The sequence below is a fragment of the Carboxydocella sp. ULO1 genome, from assembly GCF_002049255.1.
GTDB lineage: Bacteria > Bacillota.
In genome coordinates this window covers 1-14912 of record NZ_BDLQ01000030.1, presented here as the reverse complement: position 1 = coordinate 14912, position 14912 = coordinate 1, and the positions used below count along the sequence as shown (strand labels likewise).

Sequence of the window (14912 nt, the reverse complement as noted above, 5' to 3'; positions counted from 1 at the left end):
CGAACCTTCCAATTAATGCCCGCAAGTATTGCTGCAATTGTCTTTACTATAACCGTTATCACTGGCAACATACCTGGTAAGTTTAGCTGCTGAACTGGCATAAGGGATTTCCCCCTGATAAACAATCAAATGCTTGCGCTTATAACCATGGGGTATGGCGGCATGGCAATTCTGGCACGTGGCTTTTTTTTCTTGCACATGCCAGACATGCAAATTTGTACTTTCTTTCCGAAACCCGGTATAGGTGCCCCCGTAACCGTTAGAAGAATTTCCAGTCTCCTTGTTATTTACATCAATATAGTTATTAATATCATGGCACCGGAAACAGAGGGCATCAGTAGAACCAGCACCAGTATTTGCGTCCCAGCTCCCTTTTAGTATCCGGTAATAACTGGAACCATGGGGTCCTACCGGCTCAGTAGCAGTTTCACTGCCGTGGCAATCAGTGCAAAACATCAAGCGGTTAGGACCCCAGGCTACGCCAAAGCGGTCAGTGCCAACATAGCGGCCATTCCTGGTCTTACCTTGAGCTTCTACCGGATGGTAGGCTGCATTGGCCGGGTTGAATTCTCTGGCTACATCGGTCATAGTTTCCGCCGGACTCTGGTCAAAAGAATAGCTGCTGTGGCATTTGTAACAGAGCTCAAACTGGTACACCACCGTTTTGGGCTGATACAAACTGCTGCTAGCCGGCAAACTGGTCCAGGCCGGACGGGCACCGGTGAAGCCGACACCCTTGACATTGGCCAGTGCCCCCGATGGTTTGGGCGGTTCCGTTGGGTTTGTGGGATCATTTTGCGGTACCGGAGCTGTATTGCTGGCCGAATGGGGATCATGGCAATCATAGCACTCAGCATGCCGGTTCTCCAGGGCCAGGTTGTTGTAGTTTTCCGTATCCTTATGTTTACCATTGTCCACCAGAGTATTATGGTGATAGGCCTTGTTAAAGGGGGTTTTAACATCCGGAGCTCCAGCCAGAACCGGATTTTCTGACGCAGGCTTATGGCACTGGAAACAGATCCCATCCTGGCTGTCACTATCCTCCGGCAGTTTCAAAAGACGATCATAGTCCGAACCATGCTGTTCGTGGCACTGGCGACAACTCTGGATCCCGCGGTTCCAGTGGCCTGAGCCCTTAAAGGAGCGCTTATCCCAGCCGGAGGCATTGGTAGTGATCGGGGTGGCTGGCATTTGCACATCATAGGGAACCTGAATAGTTGCCGAATTCAAGGCCGTAGTTGGTGGACTGCCATCATGGCATTTCAGGCAAAAATCCACCAGCGTGCCAAGCCAGGGCTGTTTGGTGTTATCCGGATCGGAAACCGCCGCCCCGGTAGCGTTAGCTGGAAATAGTTTAGGTGCAACCGTATGGGGCCCATGGCAATTGACACATTCTACCTTAGTTCCATTGGCCTGCTGGTCAACAGTGAAAATATCATGCCGGGAGCCCTTGCGGTTGAACTGCTCCTGAATATCTGCCGTGCCGGAAGCGGAAACGGCCGGGTTGTTATGGCACTTGAAACAGAGACCTTCCTCCCGGGCCAGGGTCAGGCGCCGGTTGGGACTGGCATGCTTGTCATGACATTTCACACAGGTTATCTGCGTGCCGGAAGCCGGCTGCAGCAAGCTCTTGCTCAGGTCATAATGAGCCGCCTGGGAATTGGTATGATCACCAAAGGTATTTTCCCAGTAATCTGCGCTCCAGTTACGGTCTACCGGGCCATGGCAGGCTAAACAATACTGGTTGCCCTGGTAATAGTAGTTGCTGCCATCACTGGATCGCAGCCAGCGAGGGTACAGGTCACTGGTCCCCGGAATTTTATCCCCGTGGGGATTATGGCAGTCAGTACAGGCCAGTAGAGCCCGGGTTCGTCCCGCCAGAGCTGCCTCACTGCCGCTGATGGGATGAAAGACATTATTTTGCCCCCAGGCCAGTAAATCTGGTTTCAGCAGATAGCGGCTGCCCCAGCCATCGTGGCAGGTCAGGCACAGCAGGGGCTGGGAAGGTTTGGCCAGCAAACGGGCCGTCAAACCCTGATGTCCCCGGTGACAGATACCGCAGCGCCATTCCTCCTCATCATAGTAGCCATGGGGACTGGGCGGAACAAAGACTGCTACAGGCGCACTGGGCTGAGAAGCCAGGTTGGCCTGATCTATGGCGATGACCCTGTACCAGTAGGTTCGCTTTGCCTGTACGGCGGTATTTTTAAACAGCAGATTGCCGGCAGCTACCTCCCCTACCACAGTAAAACTGCCTGGAGCTCCATTCAGGTCCGGGGCCCGCTCGATCCGATAAAAAGCCAGTCCTAAACCAGAATCCGTAGCTTCCTCCCAGCGAATTTCCACCTCACTGGAAGTCAAGGCCGTTGCCCTTACTCCCTGAGGCTGGGTCGGCGGAATGGTATCTGTCGGTTTGGTTTTACCGGTTGCTGTCGGTGATGGAACCGATTCATTGCCTGCTGCATCCACTGCAGTAATGTAATAGTTATATTCCGTATCCGGCTGCAAACCATTAACATCAGTATCAGTAAAGTTCAATTCACTGGCAGCAGTAGTACCCACCAGGGTGTAGGAGAAAGAACCTGCAGGTTTGCGATATACCCGATAAGCAGTAACCCCGATATTGTCGGTAGCATACTCCCAGTTCAGCTGGATTTGCCGGTCACTGATTACCTGTAAATTCAGCTGGCCTGGAGCCTGGGGCGCGGTGACATCAGGAATATAGATTCGTACCTCATCAAAGCGGATGGCGGTCCAGGTACCCAGGTCAGCATCATTGTTTTTCAATTTCCCATAAAGCCGGATGGTATAGGTCCCGGTGCTATTAAAAGCACTGCTGATATCCAGATCCTCTACCCGCTGCCAGCTGGCTTGATCGGCTTTAGTGGTATTGGACCAGAGGGTAACCGTGGAGCCATCCGGTCGCTTCAGGAAAATATAGGCATCCTGGAATTGCGGCTGCAGATTCTTATCATTAAACCAGTTTTTCTTCCAGGCAAAGGATAACCTGAAGGTTCTACCACCACCCGGGAGATAGGTGACTGGAAAAGATTGTTCCAGATAGCGCGCCCCCTGCCGCTCTTTACCGTTGGCTAAATAGCGAAAGCTGCCCCCCAGTGCAGTGATTGTTTTACCGCCATTGATTATGTTGCCACTGTAACCCACCCCATCCCAGGCGGTTGTAAACCCGGAACTCTGGCGGAAACTGCTGTCATTTACCGCTACCCAGGGGGAACTGTTTTTAATAAAACTGCTGTTTTGCAAGACATTTTCCGCTGGCGGGATACCGGTTCCCGCCGCAACCCCCGGCGTACCACCGGTATCAGGCAAAGTTACAGCCGTCATTTCCATATCATTGGTCGAATAATTGCCATAACCATCCACTGCTCTGATGGTAAAACTGTAGAGAGTCTGGGCCCGTAACCCTGTTACTGAATAATGATAGGCGGATGAACCTGTCTCCGGGATGACAGCAACAGGTGCCTTATCCCCATTTACATAGATGCGATATTCCGCCACCCCGCGGTCATCAGTAGCTGGCCCCCAGCTCAAGTCAACCTGGTTTGAACTGACCGCCCGGGCCTGGGGAGTGGCTACCGTTGTCGGCCGGGTGACATCCGGAGTTTTTATTTCCAGATAGACCTCATCCAGCCAGACTGCCGTCTGCAAGCCATCCTTTTCCTCACCGTTTTCCAGATAAAAGTAAAATCGCAGCTGGTAATTACCGGCTTGAGTTAAATACCCGCCCAGGTCCAGCTCTTCTACCGTATGCCAGGAGTTATCATTACGGCGTAAGCGGTCCGTCCAGATCAGAGTCTGTTTACCATCGGGCAAGCGTAACAGCACCGCCAGATTGTGGGCCAGGGGCATCACATTGCCCTGATAAAATTTTTTCCAGGCAAAACTGAGGCGTCCGGTAGCCCGGGGCTGCTGAACATTAAATTCCTGGTAATAGGTGATAACTCCTTTCCCGGTCTGTGCCTCACTGCTGGCTGCAGTAACTTTTAAGGCACCACCCTGGGCCTGGATTTGCTGCCCGTTATTCTTAATAGTTCCAGAATAACCATCTGCGTCCCAGACAACAGAAAAACCCGGATCAGGTGCAGGATCCCCCACCTCGCTAGACCAGCCTGAAAGGCCGGAAGAAAAAGCACCGTTGGTTATAACTGTATCCGCATTCAATGGCCAATTCAGGAAAAATATTGCTGCCATCGCAATCACAAGCAGCCCAATAAATACCTTGTTTCTCATGCTCCCACCAGCTTTTCTCATTTTTGGTGACAGTTCTGACAAACGCCCATATTGTTCAGACGCCGCAGATAACCATAGCCCGAGAAAGAATCCACTGTTCTGGCCCCATGAGCAAAATGACAGGTCAAACAAACCACCCTGGCCTCGGCCGTAACAGGGGGATTGCGACTGGGCTCCGGTGTTAGACTGCCATCATCAGTAAAGGTTGTCCGGTCATCCCCTACTTCTGCCAGATAAACAAACTGGCTAAGCGGTATTTGTTCGGGAACCCCACTGCCTGCAGCCCGGTAAACCCGGTAGCCTACTGCATTGCTAATGGGTGCCCAGGCCAAATACACCCCATTATTGACCGTTTCCACCTGGACTATATTCCCCCGGGTGGATTCGCCTAAAGCGTTAAAGGCTGTTACCAGATAATTATAGGTTCCGTTTAATGCGCCTGCCGTTAGGGATGCTGTCTGAATCCGCACTCCCGCTGGAACTCCCTGGGTGGGTAAAGTGGTAAGGAGACCGGGTTCTGGAAAACTGATGCTATAGCCGCCAGTTAAAGGCACATTTACCCGGTGACGCCAGCGGTCTATGCCACCAAAACTGTCACTGCTCATATATTCTTTAAAATCAACGTGACAGGCAGTACAAAAATCCACTATCCCTGACTGATAGCTGACAACCTCCCGACCAGAGGCTGTAGGGAGCGCCCTTCCCGGGCCTGCAATCTGCGCGATCACCCTGATTCCCGTCACCCCATTGACTCTGGTTTGCAAGTTGCGGTGATTATCGGTACCGTGGGGATTATGGCAGGAGGTGCATTTGAGCAGAAAAAGATTGCTGTTATTGCCCGGAATAAAGTTGGTTTGTCCAACCAGATGGGTAGTAGTGTAGCCATATGCGGGATCAAAGCCCCCGGCAGGACTGGCTACCTCAATTACCCCGTTAAAAAAGGTGCCTTTTCTGACATTGTAGTTACTCTGCGTACCATCATGGCAGAGCAAACAGGTATCCTCTACCGTGCTGGCCCGTAGGAGTCGCAGACCCGGACTGCGGTGCAGACTGTGACACCTGCCGCACATTTCCGTGGCTGTGCTATATTTCCCATGAGGAGAAATATAGGCCCAGGCCGGAGTGGTAAAGAGCAAGCAGGCCATTATCAGAATTCCAAGCCTCATCCCCTTCTTATCCCCCCTGCTGAATAAATTGCACGACGCGATTATTTCCTTTATCTATAACCAATAACCGGTTCCTGGCCCAGGCAATGCCATCAGGCATTAATAATCCGCCTAATTCTTCCGGTACCTCCAACCGCGCTGACAGTTGCAGCTTTTCATCTAAAACAATAACCGTGTTTTGCATCGCCTCTGCTACATAAACCCGTCCCTGTTCATCAACGGTTATACCCCGCGGATTGCTGAACCAGCGTTGTTCTCCGCCGTCCACTATCCGCACCAGTCCGGTAGCAGGATTATATATCAATAAGCGTCCATTTCCCGAATCAGCAATTAATACCTGACCATTACCCTTAACTGCTAAACCCATGGGAAAGCTCAAAACCCCGGTCATCTGGTCCCCACCAAAAGCCCATGCCAGCCTTCCTTGAGCATCAAAACATTCAATTTCCTGTTTAGCTTTATTTACCACATATAAATTACCCTGATTATCCAGACAGAGGGCAGTAGGAACAAAGGGTTGAGGAGTTTTTAACCTGGCTATACCCTGTGAATTTCCTGCTTGGTCAAAAACCTGAATACGGGCATTTCCCAGTTCCGCTACCCAAATTCGTCCTTGTCGCACTGCAATCCCAACAGGATAATCCAGCTGTCCTGATGCTGAACCATACTGGCCAAAACTCCTCAACTCCCTGCCTTTCTGATCAAAAACCACAACACGATGATGAGCTGAATCAGTAACGTATACTCGCCCATTTTCATCAACGGCAATGCCGCTGGGATAGTGCAATCCCCCCGAGCTGACAGAAAAAAAACCGCTCAATAAAAAACCGGACACATTGTTTCTCCCTACCCGGGGTTGGGCAGAGAAGAAATAGACTAAAAGTAAGCTCCCTAACCCTAATACCAGTAGTCCAATCATTAGATAAACCTGGTTATTCTTTTCTATTTCCCCTCTCAAGGAGCCTTCACCTGGCTTTCGCAAATTAGTACTTCTTTACTAAACATTGTATTATTTTTAGCAAGTAATTAAAATAAATTTTCTGAAAAATAGCTCCATTTTAGCACAATTGTACTATACCCCTACTATTGGTTCCCAGCTCTGGCAATAAAAAAGCTTACCGCCTCCCCTGAAGGGGTTGGTCGGTAAGCCTGGATAACTTTCAGCGCTGGAGCTACAAAATAACCTGAAAGCGTTCTGGTTCAATCCCAAAATCCCGATAATATGTCTGCCAGTCCTCGCACACATTCCCTTCCAGCAACATCAGTAACTGATCTTGCGTGAGCGGGAATCCCGGCACATTTTGCAGAAGGGGGACCAGAAATTTCATTAAACCCACCGGGAGATGAATTTTGTGCAACTTCTTTCCCAGGGCCTCTGCCACCATCTCTAAAATCTTCAGATAAGAAAGGCGCTCCGGTCCTCCTACCTCATAAACTTTATTCAAAGTATGGGTTGTCTCCAGACCGCGGGCAAATCCCTCGGCCACACTGGCAATGGAGACAGGTTGGAGTTGAAAAGAGCCATCCCCGATGACCGGAACCAGGGGAGCCTTACGCACAAGGTCAGCCAGCTGGGCCACAAAATTGGGCCCTGGTCCCCCCTGGCCGAAAATAACAGAGGGCCGGAAGATAGTATAGGCCAGCCCGGATTGCCTGACTATCTCTTCCGCTGCCCATTTGGACTGATGATAGCTGGAAACTGCTCCTGGCCTGGACCCCAGGGCGCTCATATGTAAAAATCGTTTGACCCCGGCTTCTCTGGCCTCTGCTACCACATTGCGGGTACCTTCAACATGAATTCTCTGCATAGTAATATTCCTGCCGGGAATTTCCCGAATGATGCCTACCAGGTGAATTACAGCCTCACAACCAGCCATGCCACCAGGCAGAGAGGCTCTATCAGTTATATCGCCAGCTATTAAAGATAGTTGCGGATGATTTATCCCGGTTTTTCTGGACCTTTGCAGGACTATAACCTCATGCCCTCGCTCCAGCAATTTTTTTACCACAGCAGTCCCGACATAGCCACTGGCACCCGTTACAAAAACTTTCATTTTTTCTCCCTCCACCCATAAACTCAATAAAAGCCTTCGCCGAAAAGAAAAAATTTCCTGCTGAAGGCCGAAAATTTAAACAAATAAGGGCTTACCGCCTCCAGGAAAATAATGAGTACGGTAAGCCCGAAATTTATCGCCAGGAAATAAGTTCCCTTATTAAATAGCTCCATTTCCACGCTCGCCGGTACGGATGCGCAAAGCATCTTCCACCGGTAATATGAAAATCTTGCCATCGCCAATCCTGCCCTCCCGGGCCGTATCTGCGATTAACTTCACCAGTTCATCCACTTTCTCCGCCGGTACTACCAGTTCTATCTTCACCTTGGGCAACAGATTGATATTGTACTCTGCCCCCCGGTAGACCTGGGTATAGCCTTTTTGCAGACCACAACCAAAAACCTGGGAAACTGTCAGACCCTGAATCCCGAAGCGGTTGAGGGCCTCTTTTACTTCTTCCAGCTTGCTTGGTCGAATAATCGCTTCTATTTTTTTCATTTCTCTCTCCTCCTCACTTCATACCCAGTTGAGAAGACAGGGGGCCGCCCAGAGTAAAATCGGGATAGGCCTCTTCGCCATGCTGGGTCAGATCCAGTCCCGTTACTTCCTCCTCGGCTTCTACCCGTAATGGCAGGAACAGGTTAATTGCTTTCAAAATCAGATACGTCCCGATACCGGCAAACAGGTAGGTCGCCGCCACACTGATAATTTCCGCCTGTAACAAATCAGTCTTGCCGCTGATCAGCCCACCATCCATGGCAAAAATACCGGTGGCTATAGCCCCCCAGGTGCCACCCAGGCCATGACAACCAAAAGCATCCAGGGCATCGTCATAGCCCAGCTTTTTCTTCAAAATGGCTACCCCGAAGTAACAGACAGCTCCACCGATGGCACCAATAGCCAGGGCTGACAGTACCGAAACAAAACCAGCTGCTGGAGTAATGGCTACGAGACCCGCCACAGCGCCGCTTGCTACTCCTAAGGCCGTGGGTTTACCGTGATGCAGCCATTCCAGAAACATCCAGGCCAGGGCCGCTGCAGCGGCGGCAGTGTTGGTAGTAACCAGGGCCAGAGCCGCGGTAGCATTAGCTCCCAGGGCACTGCCGGCATTAAAACCAAACCAGCCAAACCAGAGCAGCCCGGCTCCCAGTACCGTCATCGGCACCTGGTGCGGTGCCATGGGTTCATGGCCATAACCGCGGCGTTTGCCTAAGACCAGAGCCGCTACCAGACCGGAAACCCCGGAGCTGATATGCACCACCAGGCCACCGGCAAAATCCAGGGCTCCCAGTTTGGCCAACCAGCCACCGCCCCAGACCCAGTGCGCCAGAGGGTCATAAATCAGAGTTGCCCATAACAGGATAAAGAGCAGATAAGCGCCAAAACGCATCCGTTCAGCGATGGCTCCGGAAATCAAGGCCGGAGTAATGATGGCAAACATTAACTGGAATGCCATAAAAACAAAAGCAGGTATACTGGGAGCTACCGGTAGGGTTTTATCAGCCAGTCCCTGCAAACCCAGGTGTTCCAGGCCTCCGATAATCCCCTGCCAGTCAGGACCGAAACTGAGAGTATAGCCGAAAACAACCCATTGTACAGAGATAAGTCCGAGAGCCGCCAGGCTCATCATAATAGTATTGAGCACGTGTTTTTTGCGGGCCATGCCACCGTAGAAGAGAGCCAGTCCTGGAGTCATCAGCATCACCAGGGCTGTAGCCACTAACATGAAAGCTGTATCCCCGCTGTTAATATTCATTGTTCCTCACCCTTTCTGCTATTTGAAAGTGAGGACTTCATTGCCCTTCTACCTCAAAGGCCAGAATAATGGCCTCGGCAATGGCCTTCATTGGCTTGCCTTTATCCATGCTCTGTTTTTGAATGCGCCGGAATGCTTCCTCTTCACTGAGGCCGAAATGTTTCATCAATAACCCTTTGGCCCGATCCACCACCTTTCTGGTTTCCAGTTGCCGTTGCAGTTTATCCAGTTCCCGGTCCAATTCCACTTGCCGCTGATAATTGGCTACCGCCAGAGCCAGAGCAGGCAGCACCTGATTCTCCCCTGCCGGCTTAAGTATAAGGCCAAAAACCCATAAGCCTTTCAATTTTTCAAGGGTCTGCGCTTGAATATATTCTCCCGTCAGCACCATTGCTGCCAGCCGACCCCCATCCAGTTTTTCCACCAGCTCCAGCCCGCCGGCCGGGGGCAAATTGATATCAACAACAACCAGGTCAGGCAAGGTCTGGCGGATTAATTGCAGGGCTGTCTGGCTGTCCCCTGCTTCCCCCAGCACCTGGTAACCAGCCCGGGACAGGATGCGCACCAGCTCTTTTCTGTTTTTTTCACTGGCATCAGCCAGCACTACCCGCACTCCATACATAAGCCTCCTCCTTTCCGGGAGAAATAAAAAGGCACCTCCTGGGGATATTCTCCCCCTGGAAGCGCCATTGCTTGCCTGCGGTACGCCCTTGCACCGCCTGTATTCCCTGTTATGTTTTCATTATAGCAGAGGATTTCACTCCCGGCAACCCCTGGTCCTCATGTATACTGGATTAAACTTTTTACCAGCTGCCAGGCCTGGTCCCGGTTCTGGATCTTTCCTAGAGCCTGAGCCTCCAGCAGTTCCCTTAGCATGCGGCCGATTTCCGCCCCCTTGATGTGCGGGAAAGCGGCTGCCAGTTCATCCCCTCTCAGCATTGGTTCCGGTTGCCAGCGTTCTTTTTCCTTGAGCCAGGTGTCCCATAAGCCCAAAATAAAGGCCTGGAAAGTCTCCCACTCTTCCTTGTCCGGTTTGTACTTGACTTTTGCCGCCAGGTCCGCTACTGCCAGCACCAGCAGGTCAGGTAAATCCTCTCCCACGTCCCGGTAAAAGCGATACAAAGCCCGGCGGCTGGGCTTGCCTTTTACCGGCCGGGTATTGAAGAGATGCAAAGGGCGCATATGTAAAGCTACCAGCTTTTGGAGCAACTGGGCCTCTCGCCGTCCCCAGGTCAGGCGGCGGACCAGAGGACCGATGAGAGTTGCTCCTTCCCGCTCATGGCCGTAAAAGACAATCCGTCCGCTTTCCCTGGTCATGGCGGTTTTGGGTTTGCCCATGTCATGGAACAGAGCCCCCAGTTTCCAGACCTGGTAACGTTGCCTGGGGTGGCGGGTTAATCTTTCGACCGCTCTCTTTTTTACCACCTCGGCCAGTTCTGCCCCTAACCATTGCTCTGGCTCGGCCAATATCTCTTCCATGATTTCCAGTACCGCCAGGCAATGACGTCCCACTGTCACGGTATGATGGAAATTCTGTTCAGCGGTCATCATTTCCTCCAGCTCCGGCCAAACCTGGTAAAAGAGCCCCCTCGTCTCCAGGTCGGCGGTAATCACGGCCGCCGTCCCCGGCAGGGCAAAGAGCTGACTGATTTCTTCCCCTATTCTTTCCCGGGCCGCCAGGGCCAGCAGGGTTTGTTCCCGGCTCAGCATTTCCTCCAGTTCCGGGGCAAAGGTCAACCCGAAACGGGCGGCAAGGCGCAGGGCCCGCAGAAGCCTCACAGGGTCATCCTGGAAAATGCGAGGATGACAGGGAGCCAGCATCCGTTCCCGCCAGTGCCCCAGCCCTCCCAGGGGATCAATAATCTGGTCCGTCCCTGCCGGATGGCCTGCCTCTGTCAGCGGTAAGGCCATAGCATTAATGGTAAAATCCCGGCGCCGCAGGTCCTGAATCAGACTGTTGCCCTGTCGGGCAGCCAGGTCGATGACCAGTTCGCCGGCAACCACCCGACCGACATCATTCTCTTCATCCAGAGGTACAAAACTGGCTGCCAGCTCATCTGCCAGGCGCCGGGCCAGATTCAGCCCCTGACCGCGGGGGACGACAAAGTCCAAATCCTTGGCTTCAACCCCGGCCAGTAAGTCCCGCACATAGCCCCCTACCAGATACAGCTCCTGCCCCTCGGCCCGGCAACGGCGAGCAAAGGCCCAGACTTGCTCCAGCATTTCAGTCCCTCCTATCGCTTGATGGTTATGGAGGTTATTTCTTTCCTGTCATTGATTTTCAATACCGCATAATCCCCAATTGCAATATCATTAAAGACTGACTTCTTGCCATCGATTTTAATCTCAGCCCCCGGGGCCAGAGTCAGTTTCCCTTCCACTTTTTCGCTGTTATCATCCAGGGCCTGGTCCAAAGTCAGGGTCTTTTGGCGATAATCAATGGTGACAATCTGCCCCTCCACCTGTTTTTCTACTCCATTAGATTCCGGCTGCTTTTCCGGAGTCGCTGTTGTTTCATCCTGGACCACTGGCGGATTTTTCTGCGCATTTGGGGCAGGCTGTTCTGTGCCCGTTGAATCTGTAGTTATATTCTGCTCAGCTGCTTGCCAGGGCCATTGCCCGGTAAGATAAAACCGCGTCGCAGCACCACCGGTCAATCCAGCCAGAGCCATGACCACCAGCCAGATAATAAAGGTTTTTCTTTTCACAGTTGTGATAGCCTCCCTATCATAATCTGTCGCAACTGCTCCATTTTCTCCGGATCCAGCTGCCGCCCCAGCGCCGGGGTCTCCCAGAACCGGCGGGGCACGGTGATCTGTTCCAGTTTAAATCCTAACTGACGCTTCAGTACCATTTTTTCTCTATATATCTCCCGTCCCAGCTGTCTGAGCTGCTCTTCAGTCCACTCATGACCCAGTGCCTTAAGTCCCTCGGCTACTGTGGCCAGGTCATAAACCTTACGAGCGAAGAGGCAAATAACCAGGGAGTTAAGGGTGTTGCGGATTTCCTCCTCCTGAATGATAGCATCTACCAGTTCTTCCGGAGTCCGGTCCTTTCGCTCCTGGTCAATGGCATAGCCGCCATTGTCCAGGTGGGAGTGACGGGCGCCAAACGCCTGGCCCAGGATATTAGCATAGCCGGTATGATAACCTGCCACTTCGTTTTTGCCCAGCACACAGGCAAACTCAGTCCCGCCATAACGTTCCGCTGCCAGCCAGGTGCCCTGGGCCAGGGTGCGATAGAATTCATTGGGCTGTTTAATCAGGTAATCCATGGCCTGTAAATAGGGCTCCGGCTGACCAAATGCCAGATGGGTAAGCAGCTCCTCTTCTCCGATTAACCCTTTTTCCTGGGCCTCAGTTGCCCAGGCCAGTGCCACCCCGGTGGAAATGGAATCCAAGCCATAGAGCTCGGTCCGCTCAATCAAGGCATAAACATGGCGGTGGTCAGTTAATCCCAGCATAGTACCCAGGGCATAGACCAGTTCGTGGTCATAAGAAACCGCTACTGACTCATATTCATAACCTTCAGCAAACTGTCGGCGATGAATACCGATATGAATACAGCCTACCGGACAGCCGGCACAGGCGATTTTACGGATCAGAGTCTCCTGGGCAAAAGTTTCCCCGCTCAGATTAAGGGCTTCCGGATAGGAAGAAGCCTGCAGGTTGCGAACCGGCAAGCCCCCCATTTCATTCAGGGGCTCCACATTGCCCGTCGTCCCCAGACCGTGGTATTTTTCCATAATATCGGTTTCCACTACTTTTTTGAAAATCTTGCTATACACCCGTTGATACTCCTGGGGCCTGGCAATGGGATAATTGTGATCACCATGAACTACAATGGCTTTTAAATTCTTGCTGCCAAAAACCGCTCCGAGTCCCAGTCGGCCAAAATGGCGATAGGTATCCACATTTACTCCCGCGTAAGCTACCAGTTTCTCCCCGGCCTGACCGATACGCAAAGTGGAACGGTGGCCTTTGCCAGGGGATAACTGTCTGAGCAGTCGTCCGGTTTCTTCTGTGGATAAGCCCCAGAGGGCCCGGGCATCATTAAAATCTACCTGATGAGGTGTAATGGTCAAATAAGCAGGGCTTTCTGCCTTCCCTTTAATGACAATGGCATCATAGCCGGCAAAACGCATGGCCATGGCAATGCGCAGCCCGGCATAGCTTTCCCCCAGTTCGCCGGTAAGCGGAGACTTGAACATGGCCACTGCTTTGGTTACTACCGGATAGACTGTGGACATGGGTCCAATAGCCAGTATAATCGGCTGGTCAGGATGAAATGGATCCAGCTCCGGTTTTAGATGCTCTTTCAACAACTGCGTGGCCACTCCTACCCCACCCAGCCAGTTCAGTAAATCCTGGCGCCGTTCAATGGCAATCTTGCGACGGCTTAAATCTATGGTTAAAACCCGCATACCACCTTGATTAAACATCAGCCCCGCACCTCCATAGTCAATACTCCGTGGGGACAGAAACGGGTGCAGGTCCCGCATTGGATGCAGATAATGGGTTTTTCTCGCTGTTCATCGAAGTGGATGGTTTTGACTACACAGGCTTCAACACAGGCCCGGCATCCCGTGCATTTATCGGGGTTAAATTTAACCCCTCCGCCCTTACGGGGCAGCAAGGCTTCCACCCGGCAGGCAGCGGCACAGGGCGCATCCAGACAGCCCCGGCAGATATCAGCTACCAGTTTGGACTGTAGGCCTCCCTGAGTGCGAATCTGGATAGCACTTTGCCGGGGGCTAAAACTTTTATGAACCGTTCTGGCACAGGCCAGCATGCAGGAATAGCAGGCAATACAGCGGTTCATACCAGGTGCCTGCAGGATCTTTTCCGCCATGCTCTCTCACTCCTCTAAAACTAAAATGCTCTTTTATTATACACCAACTGAGAATGTAAAAAAATAGTCTAAAACTGGACACAATTTTGTCAAAACTACATGTTATAGTATTAAAGGTGTAAAAATCTTTCCAAAGGAGGGCATCTATGCAACCTGTATTCTTCCCCTATTTTGTCTATCTCATGTTTTTCCTGAGTATCGGCATGCTGTCCGGTTCAATTGTCCACATGCCCTTAAACCCTGGCCGCTACTCAATAATCATGAGTATCGCCCTGGTAGTATTTGTGACAGCCTCCTACCTGAATGAAGTGAAAATCGACAAGAAAAACATGACCCCCTGGGAAACCGCCAAATTCCTTTTCTTCTCCCTGATCCTTTCCATCGGTATCGGGATGATCAGCGGCGGGATTCAGCATTTTGATGAAGAACCCCTTTATGCCAGTTATTTAATTCCTTTCGGGTTAGTCCTGTCATTTATTAGTTATGTTTTGAAAAACAAAATAGCATTACCCTGGAAACGATTTGCGGCAGCTTTTGCTGTTATCCTCGTGCTGGCAGCAGGCATTGGCACCGGTCTTAACCAGCTGGCCCACTCTCCTGGTATGGTGAGTGAACAAGGTCATGATGAAGAGGACAAACATTAAAAAGGAGGCGACTGCCTCCTTTTTATTTTATCGTGCGCCCGGCATGGGCGTTGTCTATAGGGTGAAAGTCCCGAACGGCGAAGGTAGCAGTAGCCGTAGCTTAAGACAAGGGTGTCCACCGTGAGGTGGAATCTGAAGGAAGTCGGCGGCAAACCTCCGGCCCGACGAACAGGAACCACATAAGAGGCTA

At 51.7% G+C, this 14912-nt stretch carries 12 protein-coding genes; 1 reads left to right on the top strand and 11 read right to left on the bottom strand.

Annotated elements, in window-relative coordinates; all coding sequences use genetic code 11:
- Window positions 1-12: 12 nt before the first annotated feature.
- The 11 genes from ULO1_RS05840 to ULO1_RS05790 all read right to left on the bottom strand — a co-directional run bounded on the left by ULO1_RS05840 (window position 13) and on the right by ULO1_RS05790 (window position 14078).
- Window positions 13-4251 carry a cytochrome c3 family protein gene (locus tag ULO1_RS05840; protein ID WP_159446625.1) on the bottom strand — a complete coding sequence of 1413 codons (4239 nt, stop codon included), beginning with the start codon at window positions 4249-4251 and terminating at the stop codon, window positions 13-15.
- A 17-nt stretch (window positions 4252-4268) separates the two neighbouring features.
- Complete coding sequence (locus ULO1_RS05835; RefSeq protein WP_079907679.1) at window positions 4269-5417, bottom strand: cytochrome c3 family protein; 1149 nt, start codon at window positions 5415-5417, stop codon at window positions 4269-4271.
- 7 nt (window positions 5418-5424) lie between these two features.
- On the bottom strand, window positions 5425-6375 hold the full coding sequence (locus ULO1_RS05830) for an SMP-30/gluconolactonase/LRE family protein (protein ID WP_078666323.1): 951 nt from the start codon (window positions 6373-6375) through the stop codon (window positions 5425-5427).
- A gap of 214 nt (window positions 6376-6589) precedes the next feature.
- Window positions 6590-7471, bottom strand: coding sequence for a complex I NDUFA9 subunit family protein (locus ULO1_RS05825; protein ID WP_078666324.1), 882 nt, complete (start codon window positions 7469-7471; stop codon window positions 6590-6592).
- Window positions 7472-7630: 159 nt separating this feature from the next.
- On the bottom strand, window positions 7631-7969 hold the full coding sequence (locus tag ULO1_RS05820; RefSeq protein ID WP_078666325.1) for a P-II family nitrogen regulator: 339 nt from the start codon (window positions 7967-7969) through the stop codon (window positions 7631-7633).
- A 13-nt stretch (window positions 7970-7982) separates the two neighbouring features.
- A complete protein-coding gene (locus tag ULO1_RS05815) occupies window positions 7983-9227 on the bottom strand; it encodes an ammonium transporter (protein ID WP_079907676.1) in 1245 nt (414 codons plus the stop codon).
- A gap of 37 nt (window positions 9228-9264) precedes the next feature.
- Window positions 9265-9849, bottom strand: coding sequence for an ANTAR domain-containing response regulator (locus ULO1_RS05810; protein WP_079907674.1), 585 nt, complete (start codon window positions 9847-9849; stop codon window positions 9265-9267).
- Between the two features lie 158 nt (window positions 9850-10007).
- On the bottom strand, window positions 10008-11450 hold the full coding sequence (locus ULO1_RS05805) for an HD domain-containing protein (protein ID WP_078666328.1): 1443 nt from the start codon (window positions 11448-11450) through the stop codon (window positions 10008-10010).
- 11 nt (window positions 11451-11461) lie between these two features.
- Complete coding sequence (locus ULO1_RS05800) at window positions 11462-11935, bottom strand: hypothetical protein (RefSeq protein ID WP_078666329.1); 474 nt, start codon at window positions 11933-11935, stop codon at window positions 11462-11464.
- On the bottom strand, window positions 11932-13668 hold the full coding sequence (locus tag ULO1_RS05795; protein ID WP_079933142.1) for an aldehyde ferredoxin oxidoreductase family protein: 1737 nt from the start codon (window positions 13666-13668) through the stop codon (window positions 11932-11934). The genes ULO1_RS05800 and ULO1_RS05795 overlap by 4 nt, the downstream gene beginning before the upstream one ends.
- A complete protein-coding gene (locus ULO1_RS05790; RefSeq protein ID WP_078666331.1) occupies window positions 13668-14078 on the bottom strand; it encodes a 4Fe-4S binding protein in 411 nt (136 codons plus the stop codon). The genes ULO1_RS05795 and ULO1_RS05790 overlap by 1 nt, the downstream gene beginning before the upstream one ends.
- A 146-nt stretch (window positions 14079-14224) precedes the next feature.
- On the opposite strand from ULO1_RS05790, the gene ULO1_RS05785 reads away from it, so the two are divergent.
- Window positions 14225-14722, top strand: coding sequence for a hypothetical protein (locus ULO1_RS05785; protein WP_079933141.1), 498 nt, complete (start codon window positions 14225-14227; stop codon window positions 14720-14722).
- The last annotated feature ends 190 nt before the right edge of the window (window positions 14723-14912 follow it).

Coding starts and splice junctions, on each gene's coding strand:
- ULO1_RS05815 (WP_079907676.1), bottom strand. CDS start 9,227: ATGAATATTAACAGCGGGGATACAGCTTTCATGTTAGTGGCTACAGCC.
- ULO1_RS05810 (WP_079907674.1), bottom strand. CDS start 9,849: ATGTATGGAGTGCGGGTAGTGCTGGCTGATGCCAGTGAAAAAAACAGA.
- ULO1_RS05840 (WP_159446625.1), bottom strand. CDS start 4,251: ATGAGAAACAAGGTATTTATTGGGCTGCTTGTGATTGCGATGGCAGCA.
- ULO1_RS05825 (WP_078666324.1), bottom strand. CDS start 7,471: ATGAAAGTTTTTGTAACGGGTGCCAGTGGCTATGTCGGGACTGCTGTG.
- ULO1_RS05835 (WP_079907679.1), bottom strand. CDS start 5,417: ATGAGGCTTGGAATTCTGATAATGGCCTGCTTGCTCTTTACCACTCCG.
- ULO1_RS05805 (WP_078666328.1), bottom strand. CDS start 11,450: ATGCTGGAGCAAGTCTGGGCCTTTGCTCGCCGTTGCCGGGCCGAGGGG.
- ULO1_RS05820 (WP_078666325.1), bottom strand. CDS start 7,969: ATGAAAAAAATAGAAGCGATTATTCGACCAAGCAAGCTGGAAGAAGTA.
- ULO1_RS05790 (WP_078666331.1), bottom strand. CDS start 14,078: ATGGCGGAAAAGATCCTGCAGGCACCTGGTATGAACCGCTGTATTGCC.
- ULO1_RS05795 (WP_079933142.1), bottom strand. CDS start 13,668: ATGTTTAATCAAGGTGGTATGCGGGTTTTAACCATAGATTTAAGCCGT.
- ULO1_RS05785 (WP_079933141.1), top strand. CDS start 14,225: ATGCAACCTGTATTCTTCCCCTATTTTGTCTATCTCATGTTTTTCCTG.